This window comes from Acinetobacter sp. ANC 4173, from assembly GCF_004331255.1.
Taxonomy (GTDB): domain Bacteria; phylum Pseudomonadota; class Gammaproteobacteria; order Pseudomonadales; family Moraxellaceae; genus Acinetobacter.
Map to the genome: position 1 here is coordinate 76,512 of NZ_SJOF01000012.1, position 22,657 is coordinate 99,168.

The 22,657-nt window shown below is 39.8% G+C and carries 19 protein-coding genes; 6 read left to right on the forward strand and 13 right to left on the reverse strand.

Annotated features, from left to right (window positions below; genetic code table 11):
* Positions 1–167: 167 nt before the first annotated feature.
* Positions 168–476: a hypothetical protein gene (locus tag E0H94_RS13865; RefSeq protein WP_131327060.1), complete on the reverse strand. Its 309-nt coding sequence runs from the start codon at positions 474–476 to the stop codon at positions 168–170.
* A 639-nt stretch (positions 477–1,115) separates the two neighbouring features.
* On the opposite strand from E0H94_RS13865, the gene E0H94_RS13870 reads away from it, so the two are divergent.
* Entirely contained in the window at positions 1,116–1,325 is a 210-nt protein-coding gene (locus E0H94_RS13870) for a hypothetical protein (RefSeq protein ID WP_131327061.1), read from the forward strand.
* Positions 1,326–1,653: 328 nt separating this feature from the next.
* Positions 1,654–3,279, forward strand: a complete 1,626-nt coding sequence (locus E0H94_RS13875; RefSeq protein ID WP_131327062.1) for a bifunctional 3-(3-hydroxy-phenyl)propionate/3-hydroxycinnamic acid hydroxylase — start codon at positions 1,654–1,656, stop codon at positions 3,277–3,279.
* A 77-nt stretch (positions 3,280–3,356) separates the two neighbouring features.
* Here the strand turns inward: E0H94_RS13875 and E0H94_RS13880 are convergent, their stop codons facing one another.
* The 12 genes from E0H94_RS13880 to E0H94_RS13935 all read right to left on the reverse strand — a co-directional run bounded on the left by E0H94_RS13880 (position 3,357) and on the right by E0H94_RS13935 (position 17,748).
* Positions 3,357–3,968 carry a glutathione S-transferase family protein gene (locus tag E0H94_RS13880; RefSeq protein WP_131327097.1) on the reverse strand — a complete coding sequence of 204 codons (612 nt, stop codon included), beginning with the start codon at positions 3,966–3,968 and terminating at the stop codon, positions 3,357–3,359.
* Positions 3,969–4,085: 117 nt separating this feature from the next.
* Positions 4,086–4,979 (reverse strand): LysR substrate-binding domain-containing protein, encoded by an 894-nt coding sequence (locus E0H94_RS13885; protein WP_131327063.1) that lies wholly within the window; start codon positions 4,977–4,979, stop codon positions 4,086–4,088.
* Positions 4,979–6,178, reverse strand: coding sequence for an MFS transporter (locus tag E0H94_RS13890; protein ID WP_171462081.1), 1,200 nt, complete (start codon positions 6,176–6,178; stop codon positions 4,979–4,981). The genes E0H94_RS13885 and E0H94_RS13890 overlap by 1 nt, the downstream gene beginning before the upstream one ends.
* Positions 6,179–6,184: 6 nt before the next feature.
* Complete coding sequence (locus tag E0H94_RS13895; protein WP_131327065.1) at positions 6,185–6,766, reverse strand: TetR/AcrR family transcriptional regulator; 582 nt, start codon at positions 6,764–6,766, stop codon at positions 6,185–6,187.
* A 164-nt stretch (positions 6,767–6,930) separates the two neighbouring features.
* The gene (locus E0H94_RS13900) at positions 6,931–7,455 is read right to left on the reverse strand and encodes an acyl-CoA thioesterase (RefSeq protein ID WP_116759774.1); all 525 of its coding nucleotides are present in this window, start codon (positions 7,453–7,455) and stop codon (positions 6,931–6,933) included.
* Between the two features lie 479 nt (positions 7,456–7,934).
* The gene (locus tag E0H94_RS13905) at positions 7,935–8,864 is read right to left on the reverse strand and encodes a patatin-like phospholipase family protein (protein ID WP_227548641.1); all 930 of its coding nucleotides are present in this window, start codon (positions 8,862–8,864) and stop codon (positions 7,935–7,937) included.
* Between the two features lie 323 nt (positions 8,865–9,187).
* The gene (locus E0H94_RS13910) at positions 9,188–10,663 is read right to left on the reverse strand and encodes an alanine/glycine:cation symporter family protein (RefSeq protein WP_131327066.1); all 1,476 of its coding nucleotides are present in this window, start codon (positions 10,661–10,663) and stop codon (positions 9,188–9,190) included.
* Between the two features lie 78 nt (positions 10,664–10,741).
* Positions 10,742–11,983, reverse strand: coding sequence for a sodium/glutamate symporter (gltS, locus tag E0H94_RS13915; RefSeq protein ID WP_131327067.1), 1,242 nt, complete (start codon positions 11,981–11,983; stop codon positions 10,742–10,744).
* Between the two features lie 142 nt (positions 11,984–12,125).
* Entirely contained in the window at positions 12,126–13,436 is a 1,311-nt protein-coding gene (locus E0H94_RS13920; protein ID WP_131327068.1) for a DcaP family trimeric outer membrane transporter, read from the reverse strand.
* 302 nt (positions 13,437–13,738) lie between these two features.
* Positions 13,739–15,094 carry a DcaP family trimeric outer membrane transporter gene (locus tag E0H94_RS13925; protein WP_131327069.1) on the reverse strand — a complete coding sequence of 452 codons (1,356 nt, stop codon included), beginning with the start codon at positions 15,092–15,094 and terminating at the stop codon, positions 13,739–13,741.
* 776 nt (positions 15,095–15,870) lie between these two features.
* Complete coding sequence (locus E0H94_RS13930; RefSeq protein WP_131327070.1) at positions 15,871–16,782, reverse strand: neutral zinc metallopeptidase; 912 nt, start codon at positions 16,780–16,782, stop codon at positions 15,871–15,873.
* 39 nt (positions 16,783–16,821) lie between these two features.
* The gene (locus E0H94_RS13935) at positions 16,822–17,748 is read right to left on the reverse strand and encodes a DUF808 domain-containing protein (RefSeq protein ID WP_131327071.1); all 927 of its coding nucleotides are present in this window, start codon (positions 17,746–17,748) and stop codon (positions 16,822–16,824) included.
* A gap of 198 nt (positions 17,749–17,946) precedes the next feature.
* Between E0H94_RS13935 and trpS the strand changes: the two genes are divergently transcribed.
* The 4 genes from trpS to E0H94_RS13955 all read left to right on the forward strand — a co-directional run bounded on the left by trpS (position 17,947) and on the right by E0H94_RS13955 (position 22,657).
* Positions 17,947–18,960, forward strand: a complete 1,014-nt coding sequence (gene trpS / locus E0H94_RS13940; RefSeq protein WP_016165833.1) for a tryptophan--tRNA ligase — start codon at positions 17,947–17,949, stop codon at positions 18,958–18,960.
* A 381-nt stretch (positions 18,961–19,341) separates the two neighbouring features.
* Entirely contained in the window at positions 19,342–19,983 is a 642-nt protein-coding gene (locus E0H94_RS13945; protein ID WP_131327072.1) for a YqiJ family protein, read from the forward strand.
* 24 nt (positions 19,984–20,007) lie between these two features.
* Positions 20,008–21,717: a flotillin family protein gene (locus E0H94_RS13950; RefSeq protein WP_131327073.1), complete on the forward strand. Its 1,710-nt coding sequence runs from the start codon at positions 20,008–20,010 to the stop codon at positions 21,715–21,717.
* A gap of 118 nt (positions 21,718–21,835) precedes the next feature.
* Entirely contained in the window at positions 21,836–22,657 is an 822-nt protein-coding gene (locus E0H94_RS13955; RefSeq protein ID WP_131327074.1) for a VOC family protein, read from the forward strand.

Below are 22,657 nucleotides of genomic sequence, written 5' to 3' on the forward strand. Positions count from 1 at the left end.
ACTCTATCACTCATAGAAAAATTGCGATAAATAAAACCTGTACTAAAACAATTATATTCTTGTCTTCAATTTTTCGAAAATTATCTCCTACAACTCATCTAGCACAAAGTTAAATAAGAAGAACATCCTCTTATTTAACGAGATATTCAGCATCCTTGAATATTCAGCTAATGTGGTAAAGGTTTAGTCTGCTTGTAGTTTGGTCGATGATCAGGAGGTCTATCTTCAGGCGGACGGTGCTCTGGTGGCCTATTTTTTGGAGGGCGATGCTCAGAAGGACGATCATGCGGAGGATGATAAGTTGGACGTCCATCCCATCTATAACCATAAGATGGTCGATGATCATAGTCATATGAATAGCGGTGATTATGGTCATATGAATAGCGATGATCATGGTCATACCAATCATCATCATACCAAACACAACCCGACAACATAATGACCGACAAAGTGGATAACACGATTAGTTTTATCATGATGTTCCCCTTGCAAATGGGAGTACTTCTTCATTATTCAGGACAAGCATGGATAAAAAACAAGCAACTTGTTATTTTTTTGTTATGGCAGAATAAATGTACTTTTATGACTTAATGCCTATATTTCCATTCATTAAAAATAGATGTAATTCCATCACCTTAACGCTTTTTATCGAACAGTTATTCTTCTAGGCTGAAGCAATATGACCTACCTATTCACATCACGTTGATGAATATTCTCAATTAAAATGCATTTAAATATATTGTACTTTTTTAATATATTGAATTTTTGTGCAATAAATCACAACTAGAAATATTTTCTTACAAGTCTTGCTTAGCTCATCAAGAGCTAAAACAACGTTTGTCGCACAGGTTTGTGTGGTTTAAGTAAGCAGAAATTGTCTGATGAAGTGCTGTTGAAATATTTAAATACAAATCCTGATGAGCATTTCACCTCGTTGTTACCCGAGCTACACAGTGTGCACATTATTGTATTATTCACGTAATTCATTTTGTTTCGCTTTGTTGTTTCAATTGATTGAACCCCTGTGAATACTTAGCATGAGTCCTGTTCTGACTTAAGTGATGATAAGTAGAACCGCTTTAATTTTATCTCGTTAATAACACAGGATGCCTATTATGAAATTAACTCATATCCTACTTGCAACAAGCTTTGCTGCTGCAGCAACCACAACTTTTGCTGCAACGCCGAAACAACCTCAAACAGAAGAAAAAGTGATTGTTTCAACCCAAGAACAACCTGAAACGTCTGTAATTGAAGGGACTGCGGCTCAACCAAGCACTCAACCTGCTGTAGATTCTGCAAGCGAAGCAACACCTGCACAATAAAGCATAATGCACCAGTTTTCTAAGACCTTCACTCCACCTCATTCACTCGAAGGTCTTAGAAATTCTCAGGTGATTCAGCGTATTCTGTCTCACCTGAATTTTCCAAGAAATGGATAATTATCTAAAATTCATGAATAATAAATATAGTTAATTATGATGATTCCCATGACATCAACTATGATTGAAATTTAAATAAATTTAATAAAATCATATAAATATTAAAAATACTAAACCTAACTCGAAACCTATTTATGCTAGCTATCCACTATGGCATAGCTTGTTTACAGTCATGACTTCACCGTTAATAGCCTCATTGTGAATGGATTGAATGGAATTCGCTGTGAGCACAAACAATACTGATTTTGCCACTGAAGTGGCAATCCTTGGCGCTGGTCCTGTAGGGCTTACGCTTGCAAATTATTTAAGCAAGCAAGGGGTTCAAGTCACCGTCATAGAACAACTGGATCAACTAATCGATTATCCGCGTGCCATTGGTATTGATGATGAAGCATTGCGCACGATTCAGTCTCTTGGGCTAGTAGAGCAAGTTTTACCCCATACGACCCCAAATCATGCCATGCGCTTTTTGACCCCTAAAGGGCATTGCTTTGCGGATATTCAACCTTTAACACGTGAGTTTGGTTTCTCGCGTCGTAATGCTTTTATTCAACCGCAAGTCGACAATGTTTTACTACAAGGGCTAAAACAATATCCACAAACTCAAGTTTTATTTGCACGTCAACTGACTGAGTTTAGCCAAGATACGCAATCAGTCACCTTGAATATGCAAAATAAGCAGGGAGAAGCTGAGGTTGTAAAAGCCAAATATCTGATTGCTTGCGATGGGGGCAACTCTGTCGTGCGTCGTACCTTAAATATTGGTTTTGATGGTAAAACTGCCCCGAATCAATGGATTGTGATTGATATAGAAAATGACCCATTGGCCACCCCACATATCTATTTATGCTGTGACCCCGTGCGTCCTTATGTCTCGGCTGCATTACCGCATGGTATTCGTCGTTTCGAATTTATGGTGATGCCTGGTGAAACCCAAGAAGAGCTCAGCAAACCCGAAAGCATTAATCAACTGTTGGCAAAAGTTTTACCGAATACCCAAAACATCGAAGTGATTCGTCAACGTGTATATACCCATAATGCTCGCATTGCAGATAAATTCCGTGTAGATCGTATTTTACTTGCAGGTGATGCCGCCCACATTATGCCCGTCTGGCAAGGTCAGGGCTATAACAGCGGTATGCGTGATGCCTTTAACTTAGGCTGGAAAATAGCATTGGTTGTACAAGGCAAAGCAGGACCTGAACTCTTAGATTCATACCAAATTGAACGTAAAGATCATGCCAAAGCCATGATTGATCTTTCGGTGATGGCGGGTCATGTCCTCGCTCCACCGAAAAAATGGCAAGGTTTTGTCCGTGATGGGATTGCTTATGCGCTTAATTATATTAAGCCAATTAAACAATACTTATTGGAAATGCGCTTTAAACCCATGCCGCAATACCATGATGGCGTGTTGATTCAAAATAAGCTGAAAAACTCACCTGTCGGTAAAATGTTTATTCAGCCCAAAGTTGAATTGGTCTCTGGTGAACAGGTGCTATTGGATGAAATCATTGGCAATGACTTTGCGATTCTGGCTTGGGGCGTAGACCCGCAATGGGGCTTGTCAGATGCTACCCTGCAACAATGGAAAAAGCTGGGGGTAAAATTTATTCAAGTTTTACCTGCGGTTCAGTTGCAAAATGAAAAGCGTAAACAATTCGATGGTGTGATTTGTGTCGGTGATATTGGCACAGAAATCCGTAGCTGGTTTGGTCGTACCAACGACTCGATGGTGATTTTACGCCCTGACCGCTTTGTAGCAGCACTCGCGATTCCACAAAGTGTAGATCAAATCAGCCAAGCACTATTTGCTAAATTACACAGTAAAGCTTAAGTTATTTGGATTAGCTAACCCCCTGTAAAATGACAAAGCCCAGAACATCTTCTGGGCTTTGTTATCAGACTAAATCATTATTCAAAGGCATCAAACCAAGCAATACCCTGTAGCGAAGCGCGAGTTTTCATCTGTCTTAAAAAGGGTTTCGCTTCTTCAAAATATGGAATCAACTTAAACGACATGGCATACACCAACCAATACGCCAAATATAAATCTGCCGCGGTGCACTTTTCCCCAAGTAAATAAGGTTTTGCCTGACTTAAACCTTGTTTTAAAAATTGAAATAACCGCTGTTCATCGCCAAAACTTAAGCCCATTTTCTTACTTTCAATCAAATCCTCAGCCACATTCAGATTTTTGATGTCCATATATTCGGTTAATGGACCATGAATATAGAACAGCCATTTTAAGTAAGCACCACGCTTCGGGTCATGCAGTGCGGGAGCAAAATCTTGCTCGATATACTTATCCGCTAGATAAGCAATAATTGCGGGCACCTCAGTGACGACAATGTCTCCATCTTTCAAACAAGGTACTTTTGCCATGGGATTAATGGCTAAATATGTTGCCTGATGCATATCTTCATAGCTGATATTAATCAGTTCTACCTGATCTTCAATCTTAAGCTCTTTGAGGAAAGGCAAAATGATATTGCCTCGTGATTGCGGATTGGTATAAAGCTGCATCATTGTTATGGTTTCACTGTTGTTATTTTGCGCTACCTTAGCATAGCTTGCCTCACACCTGCATGGTGATTCTGTCACCCATGAGCCGAAATGCTAGAGCACCTGCTGCACGAAGAACTAGAAAATTCCAGTATAGAATTGCTCTTTTAAGATTTTTAAAATGAGGTTAATCGCCTCATTACTTTGCTCTTTGCGATAGCTGGCATACAAACCAATGGTCGGTAATGGCTCAATGGTATTTTTCACTACGATTTTATCGCCCAATAAGGGAATCACATAAGCAGGCACCAAACTCCATCCTACCCCCATCCCGACCAAATTTACATTGAGTAGAATGTTGGTAGAATGCTGCACCACATTCACATTGAGTTTAGATTTTTTGAAAAAATCCTGAATAATTTTATACAGTTGAGGTGAGGCACCTTCATCACTGATAATAAAATCTTGCTGATTAAAACTTTTAATACTGACATGGCGCTGCGCTGCCACAGCCGAATCTTTCGGCACAATCAGCGCCAAAGGTTCATTGAAAATTTGTACAAACTCCAATTCACTCGATTCATCAATATAGCGGGTGAAAGCAATATCAATATCGCCTTTTTTTAAGGCTCTAAACTGATCTGCATCGGTCAAACTATGAAAATGAATTTTTAAATCGGGAAAATGTGCCCGAATGTTGGGCATGATATAAGGGAATATCTTCATCTCAGCCACAGGTACAAAACCAATATGTAATTGGTCTTTACTCATATTTGCCACTTTGCGTGCATCGTGAATGGCTTTTTCCGCATGTTCCAAACTAAGTAATGCTTCCTTTAAAAAGGCTTTGCCTTCTTCGGTCAACTCCACTTTTCGGTTAGAGCGAACCAGTAACTGTACGCCAACCTCTTGCTCCAGATCTTTGATTTGCTGACTTAAAGAGGGTTGTACCGTACACATGCGCTGCGCAGCTTTGGTAAAATTTAACTCTTCAGCCACTGCAACAAAGTAACGTAAATGACGTAATTCCATCAGTGTTCTCCTTCCTGTTGAACGGATACAACTTTAGCTACCACTTTTAATCGATACACCGCAAGCGTGACTAAAGTCATCATGGCACAAAACAAATAAGTCATGGCATAGCCCCAATAGGCAATTAAAATTCCCATGAACACTGAACCGACCGCCAAGCCTAAATCAAACAAGGTAAAATAAGTCGAAATGGCATGTCCAATCCGTTGCTTAGCTACACTCTGAATGGCAACCGTCTGCAAACATGGAAATAAAGTGCCATATCCAATCCCGATCAGTACTGCAGATAACCAGAGTACCCACGGCTGATTCAACTGACTTAGCACAGCTAAACCAATCGCAAACAGAATAAAAGATGGATAAATCACCACGCTAGCACCTTTTTGGTCAAACCACCGTCCCACCCAGGGTCTAACCAAAATCATGGAACAAGCGAAGACCAAAAAGAAGGTACTGGTATATGCCATCAGTTGCTTGGTTTCGGTATATGCCGCAATAAAACTCATCACACTCGAATAAGAAAATGCTGTCAACAGTGCTACCGAACCCACGGACAGAACTCGAAACTCAATAATATCTTGCACTTTTAAACGGGAAGATGATGGCTCGACTAAGGATCGGCTGTCTTCATCATCAATAGGAATACACAGACAAAAAATAAATCCTAGCGTCATCAGTCCCGATAAAATGGCAAATAACACGGTAAAACTGGCATATTGCGTAATGGTTAAAGCCAATAAGGGGCCAAACACAACCCCTAAATTGGTCGACATCACAAAATAGCCCATGCCTTCGCCTTTGCGATGTTCGGGAATAAACTCATTGGCAACAGGTACCGTAACTGTCGTTAAAATACTGAACCAGATGCCATGAATAAAACGCATCAATAACAGGCTCCACATGCTGTCGATCCATAAATAACTGAATGCAAACAACACAAATAAAATTTCTGAGCCACGAAAACTAAGCTTCTTGCCTATTTTTTCCGAAATTAGTCCAGAAAAAGGACGTACCATAATGGATGAAATTAAAAACAAGGTCAGTGCTAAGCCTGCCTCTTGAATAGACCCACCCAAATCTTTCATGATGTAGACAGGTAAAATAGCCAGTAAGGCAAAATAATAAGTAAATAAAAACAGGTTATTCAGAACGCAAAATACAAATGCCCGATTCCATAGTTTGTCTACACATAGTGCCAATTTCATTTATGGACTCACTTTCTTGTCAGCATTCACACGGGCAGGTTGCAGCACCATGTCCAACAATGCCTGAATATAAGCGTCATCAGGCTGATGATTAAAGAAGATCATCTGATAATGAATGGGCGCATATAAAGTATCCAACATCAGTTCAAATGGATAATCGGCACGAATCTCTCCATTTTGAATGGCCAATTGAATCAACTTTCGGGTCGCTTCACGGCGGGGTAATAAATACTGGCTAAAAAACTCCCCTGCGGCTTCACGATGCTCGGATAACACCACCAATAAGGCTCGTCCTATTGGGCGATTTAAAGCATGTGATAACTTGAGTAATTGTTGCTTCAAATTAAATTCAAGACTTTGTGCATAGTCCAGTTCGAACACCGAAGCCGTTTCCTGCTTGAAGGCTTCAAAGACCAAATCTGATTTATGTTTCCACCAACGGTAAATGGTGGACTTACCTACACCCGCCCGAGCAGCAATCTCTTCAATCGTCAATTTACTGTATTCATAATCTTCTAAAGCTGCGATCACAGCATCTAAAATACATTGCTTGCGACGCGAAGATTTTTCTAACTCAGACATGGCTCACCATAAAACGAAACGATACGTATCGTTTTATACTAATGTAATTTTACTGGCTAAACTAGAGGATTAAGACCAAGGACTATAAGTTCATATCATTTAGCCGCATAAAAAAACCCGTGAGTTAGTTACACTCACGGGTTTCGCTTGAACACAGCTAAATTTTAGCTTGGTGTCGAAGACTTTTTATAAATGCTGCAAGATGGGTGATGGTTTTCTTGCAAACGAGCCACTTTACGTTGTTCTGCAGCCTCAAAACGACAACGCTTCCATTCATTGGTTAAGTCCAATGGTGGAATTTGTTTAGGTTGACCTGTTTCATCTACCGCAACCATGGTGAAATAGCAGCTATTGGTATGACGTACAGTCCGTTTTTGAATATTTTGTGCTTCTACACGAATACCGATTTCCATAGAAGTACGGCCCACATGGTTTACGCTGGCAAGAAAAGTGACCAACTCACCGACATGAATCGGTTCTTTAAAGTTCACTTTATCAACCGATAGTGTCACAACATAACTACCTGAATAGCGGCTTGCACAGGCATATGCCACCTGATCCAGCAGCTTTAAAATAGTTCCACCATGAACATTACCCGAGAAATTTGCCATATCTGGAGTCATCAATACAGACATGGTCAACTCCGACTGATCATCTAAAATTGGAGTAATTTGATCTAATGGGGACATCGCGTTCTCTAGACTCTTGTAAAGATAGTAGAATATGTACGCATTATTATATAACTTTTGTCATAAATAACATGTTCAAATCGGCAATTAAGTCATCACTATTATTTATAGTGATTACCATATCATTCAGTAAAATATATATTAATACACTCAACTTTAATATAAGCCCATAATTTCATTATATTTATCATAAATTATTCAACAATATCTAAAACAGCTTGTAACTTCACTCATCTCTACCCAAAACAATTTTAATTATGGAAATGCTCTGTCAGAACTGAACAGTCATTTAAAATACGGCTGTTTGAAGTTTTTTTTAAATGTCGTTTAGCTAAATTTGGGTATATCAATTGGAAGAGTCATCTGGCTTAAATTGAGTAATTTCTCCACAATAAACCACCCAACCGCTATCCTCTTCTTCGTTCTCTGGAAAGAATGAATGGAGGCTATAAGCTCTAATATTCCTTACGGCTACAGCGCTAGTTTTGAACAGAATATTGAGGAATTTTATAACCGCGTGAATAATTCTGCTGATCAAAAACTTTCAGGATATTACTCAACTGTTTATCTGCAGCATTCATGCCTGCTTGCATGGTTTCTTCACGCCCTTTGACATCAAAGATATGCGCTTTTTCACGTAAATCTGGCTGAATGACAATATCGGCATGTTTTAATTCTTCTTGAGCCAAATGATTCTGCATAATGTTGATATTTTGGTTAAATAGGCCCCAAACATTCTTGGTTTCAGTATGTTCGGGTTGTGCCAGAATATCTACAGCTATCACAATATCTGCACCTAATTCCCGAGCAACATTCACAGGTACAGGGCTGACGAGTCCACCATCGACGTATTCCTCTCCTGCAATTTTTGTGGGAATGAACATACTGGGGATAGAAACTGAGGCGCGGACTGCTTGTCCAGTGTTACCATAATTGAAAACTACTTTTTTACCTTCTTTTAGCTCGGTCGCCACTACATACATTGGCGTTTTTAAAAGTTCCAACGGTGTGTTGAGCACTTGTTCATTGACATAATTTTCAACTTTTTGACCATCAAAGAAACCCGTCATTGCCAGTTTTACATCACGGACATCATTGGCTTTCATATTCAGCGCAATCTCACGTAATTGTTGGGCATTTTTCCCACTGGCATAAATTGACCCCACTACGCTGCCTGCACTGGTGCCCACAATCAAATCTGGATGAATCCCGTATTGCTCCAGCACCTGAATCACGCCAATATGTGCATAGCCACGCGCGCCACCACTGCCTAAAACCAATGCCACAATCGGACGATGTTCTGTTTGTTTAAGTTTTTTGAAGTCGATACGATTCGCCTGCACTTGAGCTTCAGCAACTATAGGCGTAGTTGTTGGCTGGACAGAGGGCAATAATGATGACTGAGCCATACTCTGACCCGAGAACATTCCCCAAATAATGCCAATAACCAAACTAGATTGAAGCGGTTTCAAGGTAGGTAAACTCTCTGATCGTAACTAATAGTTATTCTATGCAAAATAGATGGTTTCACTGTTGCAATTCGTAAAAATGAAACCTAAGTTCATTAGCATAACGAACAAAAACCGTAAAATTATGAAGACTAGGCTGCATTTTCGAAAATTTTCTTCTTGGCTTGTTTTTAAATCAATGATCCATGCAGGTCAAAAACCAAATAAAAAAGCCAGTATGATTCAGACACACTGGCTTTTTCAAAATTCAGATTTTCAAGTGATTACCAAATATCAGAATTCACTTTGTCTTTAAATTTTGGATGGTTATCTAACTTAAATTCAGGCTCTTTAATCCCCTGTTTAAGCTGTGAGGTATAGTCTTTTAATAGCATCAAAGCAAAAGGCGTTAACAATAAAATTGCAAACAAGTTAATGGTTGCCATTAAGCCCATAGATAAATCCGCCATTGACCACACCAACGGTACACTGGTAATTGCACCGAAGTACACCATAAACAGCACCAGTAAACGGAATACCAACATCACTTTACGGTTATTGTTAATGAACTGCATATTACTTTCGGCATAAGCATAGTTCCCAATAATCGATGAGTAAGCAAACATGAACAAAATGATGGCAAGGAAGTCATCCCCCCAGCTACCAATCTGACTCACCAAAGCCATTTGTGTTAATTGTACCCCCGCAAAACCTGCATCATGGTACATCCCTGAAGACAAGATAATAATAGCTGTACATGAGCACACCACGAAGGTATCCACAAATACACCTAGCATTTGTACCAAACCTTGGTTTACAGGATGTTTAACATCCGATGCTGCTGCCGCGTTTGGCGCAGAACCCATCCCCGCTTCATTCGAGAATAAACCACGCTTAATCCCCATCATCATAGCCATAGAGACCATCGCACCGAAGAAACCACCGGCTGCGGCATCAAACTGGAAAGCATGGGTAAAAATGAGCTGGAAAATTTCAGGTAACATTGAAAAGTTCTTCACTGCAATGTATAGCGCTACGGCCAAATACATCACTGCCATGAGGGGAACAAAGCTTTCTGCCACCTTGGCAATACGCTTAATTCCACCAAAAATAATGACTGCCGTTAAGATCACTAGAACAATACCCACCCAAGAAATTTCAAAAGAGAAAAGTCCTAAGTTCAGCATAAGATTGGCTTTATCCCAGCCCCATGCGTGCGAGGTTGCATCAATAATTGAGTTGGCTTGCACTGCATTGAAGACAAAGCCATAAGCTAAAATCAACGATAACGCAAAAAATACACCCAACCATTTTTGTTTTAAACCTTGAGTAATATAGTAGGCTGGTCCACCACGAAATTGCTGATTTTGTGTATCACGAATCTTAAAAAGCTGAGCCAAAGAAGACTCGACAAATGCTGAACTCATCCCTAAAAATGCGGTTAGCCACATCCAGAACACTGCACCAGGACCACCAATCGCAATCGCAATCGCAACACCTGCAACATTACCTACACCTACGCGACTCGCAAGACCAGTCACAAAGGCTTGGAATGGTGTAATACCATGATCATCATCGCCTGCTTTACGACTCGATTTCATGACTTTAATACTGTGAAAAAACAGTCGAAACTGCACGGCACCAGTAATTAGGGTATAAAACACTCCAACCACCACCAAAAATACCACCAAAAAGTTCCATAAAGGATCATTCAGCATTTGCACCCAGGACATTAGGGTGGTATTTAGTTGTTCGTTCATTTTCTTATTCCTTAAGACTCAGCAGATAGTATTTCGCAATTCAAAAAAGGCCTTGTGACCAAGACCTTTTGCTTGCTCTTAAGCAAAGAACTTAAGAATAATTTGAATAACAGTTGCATTGATTAGGTCAACGAAGAATGCCCCACAAAGTGGAACAATCAAAAATGCTTTATGTGAAGCACCATACATGTTCGTGATGGCTTGCATATTGGCAACAGCAGTTGGTGTTGCCCCCATACCAAAACCACAATGACCTGCAGAAAGTACGGCTGCATCGTAATTTTTACCCATGACTCGGAAGGTCACAAATGCCGCGTAAAGCGCCATAGTAATAGTCTGCGCACCCAAAATTACAACTAATGGACCAGCAAGGTCTGCAAGTTGCCATAATTTCAGCGAAAGTAATGCCATTGCCAAGTACAGAGAAAGTGAAGCATTACCAAAAACATCAATCGCACGGTCAAAAATATTTACTTTGAACACACTCTCAAGAATGTTACGTAAAATTACACCACCACCTAATGTCCACACAAAAGTTGGTAATTCAAACCATGTGCCCTTACTAAAACCTGTCATGAACTCGGCAAATGCAAGACATGCGGCGAACATTCCTAATGTCGTGATTGCATTATCCGCAGTAATTAAACGTACCTGATGCGGGTATTCAAAAGGTGCAGAATGCTCAGCCTCCTGATCTGTCATTGGCGTATGATCACGCTTCTCGATCTGAGCATTGGTTTTAGGCTCAGCAAGTTGATAACGATTAATCAACATCTTCGCCAATGGACCACCAATTAAACCGCCGATGATCAAACCAAAAGTGGCACTTGCCATACCCAGAGCTAATGCACCTTGAATCCCATGCTTAACTTCTAGAATTTCACCCCAAGCACCCGCAGTACCATGACCACCGGTTAAGGTAATTGAACCTGCGATAAGACCAATCAGTGGATCAATACCCAATAAAGTCGCCAGACTCATACCAACAAAATTCTGTACTACAATGAATGAAGCAACAGCAATCAGGAAGATCACCAAGCCCATGCCACCTTCTTTCAATTTTGAGAAATTTGCACTTAAACCAATAGAAGCAAAGAAAATAAGCATAAAGCTGGTTTGTAATTCACTACTGGTACTGATGCTAAAACCCCAAATGTTGTATACAACTAGGGAAAGAAGCGCTGCAATCAAACCACCTGCTACTGGTTCAGGAATATTATAACGACGTAAAAAATCGATGCGATTCACAAGGAATCGACCCAATAACAATACAATGACTGCCGCAATCAGCGTATAGAATGCATTAAAAGTAAGTGCCATAATTCTTGTCCGTCAATTTTATCTGTTGTTATACAGATAAATAATAACGCTCTATGTAAGAAAAGCTGCAAGAAGCTTTGTACAAACAGTGAAACACGTGGCTTGTACAAAGCGCTTGCGGTTTGACTTTAGAGCAAGAGTTTTAGAAGTTGTAACGTGCCATAGCACCTACGCGATTATCTTTCCCTTTTTTGCCAGAGAAAGTCTCTCGCTCACCATAGACATATTCCACCCCTAGCGTGACTGGAGTCACTGGGCTAAACATCACATTGAGCCAACCTTGTTGCAAGGTCTTGTTCTGTACTGTATCTGTAGATGTTAGATTGTCAGCAAAATCATTATTATCATTTGCCAACATAAGACCATATCCCAATGTACTGCGTACTTTAGGATTGAATTGATAAGTTGTACCTACCGTTAAGGCATCAAACTCATTTAAATTAATGTCCGTTGTCGCTGGACTAATGTTATAAGCCGTATTGGTATATAGCAAAAATTTGTCGTCGCCCTTAACGTGGGAATAATCTCCCATCACGCGAAGTTGTTCAGACAACTTATAGCTTGCACCTAAACCTAAACCCCAACTCAATGCAGTTTTATTGTCGGCATCTGTAGCACGAAATTCCTGTGCTAGAGCACGTAAAGAAGTGGTTCCCTTATCTGCTGAAAAATTGTGTTTCACTTTTGTAGTTAATGCAGGGAAACGATTGTCATCACGCCCTTTTTCTAAACCTAGAAAAAATGATGTGTCTGCATTGAATTTATCGCTATAACGTACCATTGAGGTACGGAACGTACCAATCCCTAAGGGTGCATTAAAATCAAGCATTTCAGGTTGTAAGTCAGTGGCTAGAAAGGTGGAGGTTGTTTGACCCAATAACCAGTTATTCAGGGTTAAATAAGCATGGCGAATACGTAGTGAATCATTACTACCACGAAAATCGACTTCAACTTTCCCCCCAATATCTTGATCTTCAATCGGTGCTTTAAAATCTAAACCTAAACGAGTTGTGGTCGCGGTACTGTAAAAACGATCTTCTGTTTTATTTGTATTTGTTATATCACTCAAAGCAACCGCATGAATACGGTTAAAAATCGCATCGCCACCATCAAATTGGTAAGAGACATCGCCACGGACAAATCCGTAGAGCTTAACTTCAGAACCACCCGCGGTTTTGACCTGTAACGGTGATGCTTTTTCTGTACTTATATTAGAATGAACAGCTATAGATGTTGTCGTTTGCGGTTTTATTGTAGGACTTACCGCTGTTGATTGTTGTACTTGTGGGAAATTTTGCTGAATCAAAGCTTTTAATGCTTCAACTTCTGCTCGTAATTGTGCAATTTCCTCTTGCTCAGCAGACGCTGCGTGAGTCACTGTCATCATCAAAGTTGCAATGGTAACTGCCAAGCTTTGACGAATTGCAGGCTTCTTCATGAGGGATAAACTCATTCTAAGCTCCTTGTTCGTTTGGTAATTTGCAAGTAATAAATCTATTTACATTGGGTAAACACAAATAGAGCTATACGACAATATCAATTTTTTAATCAATATCTATCGAAAACGAAAGCGCAACATTATGCTGAATTTTTACTAAAAAGCTTATTATTATTTTTTAACTCTATTTTAAGTGTCTCTAATTTAATCTACTTTTTGTTCACCGATCCTCTTTTTGTAACTTTTAATTTCAGCCAAACAATTTTTTAAATAAATAAAAAAAGAGGCATAAGCCTCTTTTTATTTGAACTGAATATTTAGAAATTATACAGTGCAACCACGTTTACACGATTTTCTTCACCCGTTTTACTGGTTAAAGGCGTTGTTGCATTTGGTGCAGAGAAGGTTTCACGTTCACCATAGGTATATTCAAGACCCAAACTGATTGGTTTGACTGGGCTATAAAATACATTCGCCCAAGTTTGCCATAAGTCTTTATTCAAAGCACTTGGGCTTTTAGATGCGTTGATATAATCCAAATCTGTATCATGCTTCATATAACCATAACCCAACGTACCACGCCACTTTGGATTAAACTGCTGAGTAATGCCGACCGTAATTGAGTCAAATTCACTTTGTTGAATGTTTTTATTGGCATCAATTGCATAGCCTGGGTTTGACCAGGATACAAAACTACTATCCCCTTTGACATGGTAGTAATCTGCTTTTAAGGTCGTACTTGGCGTTACATTGTATTTTGTTCCTAAGCCTACGCCCCAAGCCACTTTTTCATCGTCAGAAGTTTGCTTGTCTGCCACCATGGTACGAGCTGAAACAATACCAGCATTGTTGGCAAATTTATGATTCAGACGTGCTGTCAATGCTGGAGTTCGCATTTGGTTATCTGGATCTGAACCCAAGGTCCACGCGGTTCCTGAAACCGAATCCGAACTATATTTAGAATCTTCCAGCGCAAAGATTAAATTGGTTTCTGGCGTAAAAGTACTGGTGTAACGTATTTGTGGTGTACGCTTAACAGCACCACCTACATAGCCCAAAGCATCAATGGTTTCTGGCATATAATCAGGCACAGCAAAGTTTGACCATGTTTGACCAATGAGCCAGTTGGCATAAGTTAAGTATGCATGACGAATACGTAAAGTATCATTGCTGCCCAAAAAGTCGACTTCAACTTTACCAGCAACATCACCCGCCTGAGTTGGCGTCTTAAAGTCAAAACCTAAACGTGTTGCAGCTAAAGTAGATTTGAATAGATCACTATTTCCTGTCGCTCCGTCTAAAGCAGCCTTATTGATTTGGTTATATGGATGTGCTCTGCTTGGACCGCCATCAATCTGATAAGTTGCATCTGCCCGAACATTGCCGTAGAAATTAACTTCTGCACCACCGACCGTAATGCCTAAGCCTTTTTTCTCTGGTGCTGGTTTTGCTGGTGAAGTTTGTGTAGCTGCCTGAACCTGATAATTCTGTTGCTGCGTGTTCATTTGCTTTTGCTGCTGTGCATATTGCTCTAACATGCCTCGCAACTCTTGAACTTCTTTACGTAATTGTTCAACTTCCGTATTGGTATCTGCCTGTACAGTTCCCGCTGCAACCACACCCATCGCTAATACTAACGTTTTTAAACGCACAGACATCTTTTGAGTCGTCATCCTAAATTCCCTATCCATCACCAGTACAAATTATTGTTTGTTCATTCCACTGAACATTTCTTGATCCAAAATGTGACAGATAAGTCTTATATCGACTATATATGCTTTAGTCGAAGGCTATTTTTTTGTTTTTTATACAGATTACCATTCCGTTTGCAATGAAATTAAGACTAAGTCTTTGTCTTTTCAATATAAGTATCGAATTATTATTCATAAATAATGAATTATAATTCATTATTTCAAAAAATGGGTTGAACTAAGCTTATGATTCCCACCAGAAATAATACCTTTAAGGTATTGAAATCAACCTATTAGATGTAATTTTTTCTTAAATTCATACCTATAAATTTCTTATTCATCTGTCTCATTATGATATTGTTGTACAATCTTGAGTATTCACTCAAACCCAACAACACCGAAAAATCAAAAAAGAGACTCAGTGATTATCCAAAGTACAGACTTTAATTTTTTATCTTTACACTCAATCTTTCCAAATTTTCTCTGTGGCTTCGCTACCTAATCTTACGCAGCAATGCTAAGCAGTTTTCATTTTAAGCCATAACAAGTAGGTCAATTACCGTCGCTTTAAATCAAATATGCCGGGCTGTATGATGACAGCATTTTCATCGATTTATATTCAGGTTCATACTTTTTAATCAGTCATTTCAAGCAAAACTTGGTCAGTAAAATTCATGCTGAATCTAGGCAGGCTGTGCATAAAACACACATAAAAAAGGCGTAATTTAAATTACACCCTTTCACAGTCAGCTTAAAAATTAAATCGCTTGATTAAAGGTATCGCAGTCTTTTAAGTTGCCTGATTTAAGACCTGCTTGAAACCATTTCATCCGCTGCGTACTCGAACCATGCGTGAAGCTATCAGGAACAACTTGTCCTGTTGATTGCTTTTGTAAGTAATCATCCCCAATTTTGTGCGCAGCATCCATCGCTTCTTCAATATCACCCTGTTGCAAAAATTGAGTGCGCTGTTGGTTATGATAGGCCCAGATCCCTGCTAAACAGTCGGCTTGTAATTCTTGGCGCACAGACAGTTGATTGGCTTCAACTGTCGAAGTCTGTGTGCGTGCTTTATGCACCTGATCAGAAATTCCCAAAAGGTTCTGCACATGGTGTCCAACCTCATGTGCAACCACATAGGCTTGAGCAAAGTCGCCCGCTTGATCTTGGCGAGTTAATTCAGTCTGGTTTTGTTCACCACTAATGCCCATTTGCTGACGCATATCTTTAAAGAAAGTGGTATCAATATAGACTTTCTGATCGACTGGACAATAAAACGGCCCCATCGCCGCTTGCGCCGCACCACAACCTGAATTCACAGCTCCAGTAAACATCACCAGTTTCGGTGCGGTATACTGCTGATTCAACTGCTGCTGAAACACCGCATTCCACGTATCTTCAGTATCTGCCAATACGGTGCCAATAAAATCCATGGCTTCTTGCTGCTCGGGGCTTGGATTATCCAAACCTTTGGTTTCCGCACCGACCGAAGCTTGCTGTGTCACTTGCTGAGTCGCTTGATACGCCTGCTGCGGATCTACTCCAAAAAATTTCCATGCGACAAATGCAACCACCAAGCCAAGAATACTGAAGCCACCCATTTTGCGACCTGCACCACCGCCACGGCGGTCTTCAATATTGCTACTGACGCGACGACCTTTCCAACGCATAGCCTTATTCCTTATTTTTATGAAGTAGACCTTTTAAGCTTAAGCCTGTTTTGAGTTCGGCCAAATCTTTTTAAACACAGTTAGTACAAGAATCACTGACAAGCCTGCGGCAATACCAATCATCAAGTTAATTAGAGTTGGCGTTAATGCCCCAACAATACTGCCAAAGTTAGGAATTACCGCTAAGTGATCTACAGTATCTTCGGTAAAATGATGAATCAGTGGAACAGCATGGTTAATAATCCCACCACCCACCAAGAACATTGCAATTGTGCCAACTACAGTTAATGTTTTCATGAGCTTAGGTGCAAAAGCCAATAAAAAGCGTCCCACTTTCTGTTTCGCATTCGAGCCTTGTTGAGTGAAGTACAGCCCAATATCATCAATTTTGACAATCAATCCAACAAAGCCATAAACTCCAATAGTCATTACAATTGCAATAATACTGAGTACCGTCAGTTTACTGATAAACGTAGCTGTCGCTACTGTACCCAAAGAAATCACCACAATTTCTGCAGACAGAATAAAGTCGGTACGAACCGCACCTTTGATTTTCTCTTTCTCATAGGTAACGAGGTCAGTTTCAATGGCGTGAAGCTCTTCTTCTGCTTCCTGCTCATTGCTCGCTTTGCGATGTTGCAAACTGTGTAAAACTTTTTCTACACCTTCATAGCATAAGAATAAACCGCCAATCATCAATAAAGGATTAATTAGCCACGGCGCCACTACACTGATCAATAGTGCCAGTGGTACCAAAATCAATTTATTCACAAAAGAACCCTTGGCGACCCTCCAGACTACAGGCAATTCACGTTCTGCACGTAAACCGCTGACCTGTTGTGCATTGAGTGCCAAGTCATCTCCCAAAACACCCGCTGTTTTCTTGGCAGCCACTTTGCTCATGACGGCAACGTCATCTAATACAGTCGCAATATCATCTAATAATATTAATAAGCTACTTGCCATTATATTTATCCTAAGAAATTTGCTCTATTTTAATGGGATCTGAAGAAAAAAACCGTATTTACCTGATGATTTATGTTCGGATTTAAATTTTTTCTACTTCTATTTTTTTCTGACTGACATTAAAAAAAATTATGCCGTACAATGTAGCCCATTAATTGACTGCAGATGTAGTAAATACACTACTTTTTGGAAAAGAAAATGAGTAATCAAGATAATCGTCCAGTCATTTTGACTGGCGACCGTCCGACTGGGCAACTTCACTTAGGTCATTTTGTTGGTTCGTTACGTTCACGTGTGGGTCTACAAGATTCACATCATCAACATCTTTTATTGGCTGATGCGCAAGCATTGACTGACAATGCCGACAACTTTGAAAAAGTGCGTCGCAATATCCTTGAAGTTGCAACAGATTACTTAGCCGTTGGTATTGACCCAACCAAAACCACCATCTGTGTTCAATCTTGTTTGCCTGCATTAAATGAACTTACGATGTTGTATCTCAACTTCGTGACCGTTTCACGTTTAGAGCGTAACCCAACCATTAAATCTGAGATTCAGATGCGTGGTTTTGAACGTGATATTCCAGCAGGCTTCCTATGCTATCCAGTGGCTCAAGCTGCTGACATTACCGCATTTAAAGCCACGGTTGTTCCTGTTGGTGAAGACCAAATTCCAATGATTGAACAAACCAATGAAATTGTTCGTCGTATTAACCGTCAAATTGGTCAAGACCTATTACCAGAATGTAAAGCACTGCTTTCTAATATGAGTCGTTTACCCGGCTTTGATGGTAAAGCAAAAATGTCAAAATCATTAGGCAACACCATTGTGCTTGATGCAAGCGATAAAGACATTAAAAAAGCCGTAAATGCAATGTATACTGACCCGAACCATCTGCGTATTGAAGATCCAGGTCAAGTCGAAGGGAATATCGTATTTACTTATTTAGATGCTTTTGACCCAAATAAAGAAGAAGTCGAAGAGTTAAAAGCACATTATCGTCGTGGTGGTTTAGGCGATGGTACTGTGAAAAAACGCTTGGAAGGTGTCTTGAAAGAATTAATCGGACCAATTCGTGAACGTCGTATCGAGCTTGCCAAAGATCCTGATTATATTATGGACATTTTAAAGGCTGGCACAGATAAATGCCGCGATATTACCCAACAAACATTAGATGAAGTTAAATCAGGTTTAGGTGTATTCCACTTCTAAGCTCATTTGAACTACATCACAAATTAAAGGTCTTTTATAAGGCCTTTAATTTTTATAGCATAAAAAACAACCAATTAAATCACAAGATCCTCTCATTATTAACGTGATTTAACATGAAGTAACGTGATTGCTCATGACCTTGAAACTCATTACGATTAACATTACCCCATGATTTAGGAAATCCTAAATTTATAACATTTCTCCTTAACCGAACTGTGTAAACAGATTCGTTGTTCTACGCAATGATCACCCCAATCATTGCGTATTTTTTTGTCTCAAAGTTTTTTAGACTTATTCTCATTTCGGTGCTATCTTAGACAATAAAGAACAAATTTGTATTTTATTTGTTATAAATAACATTAAAAAAAAGAGAATTCGATCATGTGGGAACTTGTGACGCACCCGTCAAATCTCATTTTTAGCATTTCTATATGCCTACTCTTTCTCTTCACCTTTTTTGAGCTGACTTTATTGCTATTGGGCGGTGGCACTCAAGGTATTCTCGACCAACTTTTACCCGCTGATCTGACTTCACCTGAAGTCGATATAGACACTGAAGCCAGTTGGTTATTACTAGTTCTGGATTGGTTATATTTGGGACGCGTACCTTTATTAATTTGGTTTATTATCTTTCTTACCATTTTTGGTCTATTCGGGCTGCTATTACAAACCGTTGCTCACTTATTTACAGGAACCTATTGGAGTGCTTGGCTCTTAGCACCTGCCAGCTTGTTCTTGTGTATGCCATTGGTACGTTTCACCGCGAAAGTTGTCTCAAGAGTTTTACCGCAAGATGAAACCACAGCAATATTTAGTGAAGAATTGGTTGGTCGTACTGCCGTAATTGTCATTGGTATTGCGAAACCCCATTCCCCTGCCCAAGCCAAAGTCAAAGATCAATTTGGACAAATTCATTATGTTTTGGTTGAACCTGAACAAGAAGATACTTTTAAACAAGGTCAGCAAGTGATTCTGACCCAAAAAACAAAAATTGGCTTTCAAGCCATACGTTCTGAAACTTAACAACACTTAAATTTTGAGTATACGATGCTAAATTCAAACCTTATCAATCTGTTCGTAATTGCAGGCATTATTTTTGTCGCAATTATTGCTATTGGCTTTATAGTCGCCCGCTTATATCAACGTTCAAGCAAAGAAATTTCATTTGTCCGCACAGGATTTGGTGGTGAGAAGGTCATCTTGAATGGTGGTGCCATTGTTCTTCCTGTATTGCACGAAATTATTCCAGTCAACATGAATACCCTTCGACTTGAAGTTGTTCGTGCAGAAGAACAAGCGCTCATTACACGTGATCGTATGCGTGTAGATGTAATGGCAGAGTTTTATGTACGGGTAAAACCAACAGCTGAATCGATTGCCACAGCTGCTCAGACTTTAGGTCGAAAAACCATGTCTCCCAATGAACTGAAGAATTTGGTGGAAGGAAAATTTGTTGACTCTTTGCGTGCGGTCGCTGCTGAAATGGCAATGGAAGAACTACATGAAAAACGTGTGGACTTTGTGCAAAAAGTTCAACAAGTCGTATCAGAAGATTTATTCAAGAATGGTTTAGAACTCGAAACGGTCTCTTTAACAGGCTTAGACCAGACCAGTTTTAAATACTTTAATCCGCAAAATGCATTCGATGCAGAAGGTCTAACCAAGCTCACAGAAACCATTGAAGACCGTCGTAAAAAACGTAATGTGATTGAACAAGATGCAGATCTTGCAATAAAAACTAAAAACTTGGAAGCCGAACAAGCACGTTTACAAATTCTACGTGAAGAAGAATATGCCAAATTACAGCAAGAACGCGAAATTTCAGTCCGTCGAGCAGAACAGCTTGCTGAAATTGCAGCACAAGAAGCAGCTAAAAAACGTGAGGCGGAAGAAGCACAAATTGCTGCTGAACGTGAAGTTGAATTAAAGCGTATCGCTTCTGCACGTGATGTAGAAAATGAAAATATTTTGAAAGCTCAACTCATTCAAAAAGCCCAAGTCGAGCAAAAGAAAACCATTGAATTGGCGGAGCAAGATCGCGCAATTGCCATTGCTGAAAAGTCCCGTGCAGAATCAGAAGCCAAAGCTCAGGCAGATCAAGCCCGTGCTCAGGCAGTTAAAGCCGAAGAAGAAGTTTTGACTGTCCGTGAAACACAACGTGCTGAACGTGAAAAAGCCGTTGAATTGGTTGCAGCAAAACAAGCAGCTGAAAAAGATGCGATTGCGATTACGGTTGCTGCCGAAGCTGGAAAAAAAGCAGCGGTGGACGAAGCTGAAGCAATTCGAATTGCTGCTGAAGCAGAAGCGGAAAAAGCCCGCTTACATGCAAAAGGTGAAGCCGACGCTAAAGTTCTACTGGCACAAGCCATGGAAAAACAATATCAGGTAGATGCTGAAGGAACTCGCGCCGTGCACGAAGCAAATAACACCTTGTCGTCCGAACAGGTTGAAATGCAAATTCGGTTAGCTTTACTCAAATATCTACCTGAAATTATTCGTGAAAGTGTTAAACCAATGGAAGGCATCGATGATATTAAAATTCTACAGGTGAATGGCTTGGGAAGTGTCGCGCATCCTCATGCTCATGAATCGACGCCTGAACATTCAACAGCTTCACTGTCCGATCAAGTTGTGAATAGTGCTTTACGCTATCGCTCTCAAGCCCCATTAATCGATAGCCTAATGAGTGAACTCGGGCTGCACGGGGGTGATATCAATGGTTTGACTCAACAACTCAAACCGCAAAGCAAAGTATAAATTCTCGTTTTAAGTTAAGCGCAACTTCTGTTGCGCTTTTTTCATCAAAATATTACATATTGCCAGATCAGACTCAGTTAAAATTCAACCCTATAGGACCTAAATACAAGGAGCATGCATGCATCTTACGATCTACCCTGCTTTGTGGTTTGACAATCAAGCGTTAGAAGCATTTGAATTCTATTGCTCAGTTTTTCCAAACAGCATGATCCTTGAACATAATTCGACTGTCGTAAAAGCATCTTTGTCCAATCAAACCTTTATTGGGATTAATGGTGGTCCCTATTTCTTACCTAATCCAGCCATTTCTTTTACTGTCATTTGCAATAGCCGCCAAGAAATTACTGCATTGTGGCAAAAACTTATTTTCGGTGGTGCAAGTCTTATTGATCTCGGGCATTATTCTTGGAATGCTTATTATGGTTGGGTTCAAGATCAGTTTGGCTATACATGGCAATTACAACTAGGTAACTGCAGTAAAACACAACAGCACATTCTTCCCAATTTATTATTTTGTGGTATCCATCAAAACCAGTGTTCGCAAGCCTTGCAATACTATCAAAAAATTTTTACAGAATTTCAACGTCATCAACTGCTCCGCTACTCATCTGGAGATTTGAAAGGAAAAATCCAAAACAGTATTTTTAGCTTGAACCAGCTGAAATTTATAGCAAAAGATAGTCCAGATCTGCATGTTTTTGATTTTAATGAATCTGTTTCTTTTGTCATCCCCTGTAAAACACAGCAGGAAATTGATTATTATTGGAATTATTTTACTGAACACGGTTCGGAAAGTTGGTGTGGTTGGTGTAAAGATGTATTTGGTATTAGTTGGCAAATCGTGCCTGAAAATATCAGTGAAATTTTAAAAAATAAACCAAAAGCATTATCGGCGCTCACCCGTATGAAAAAGATTATTCTGCAAGATCTACTTACGTAA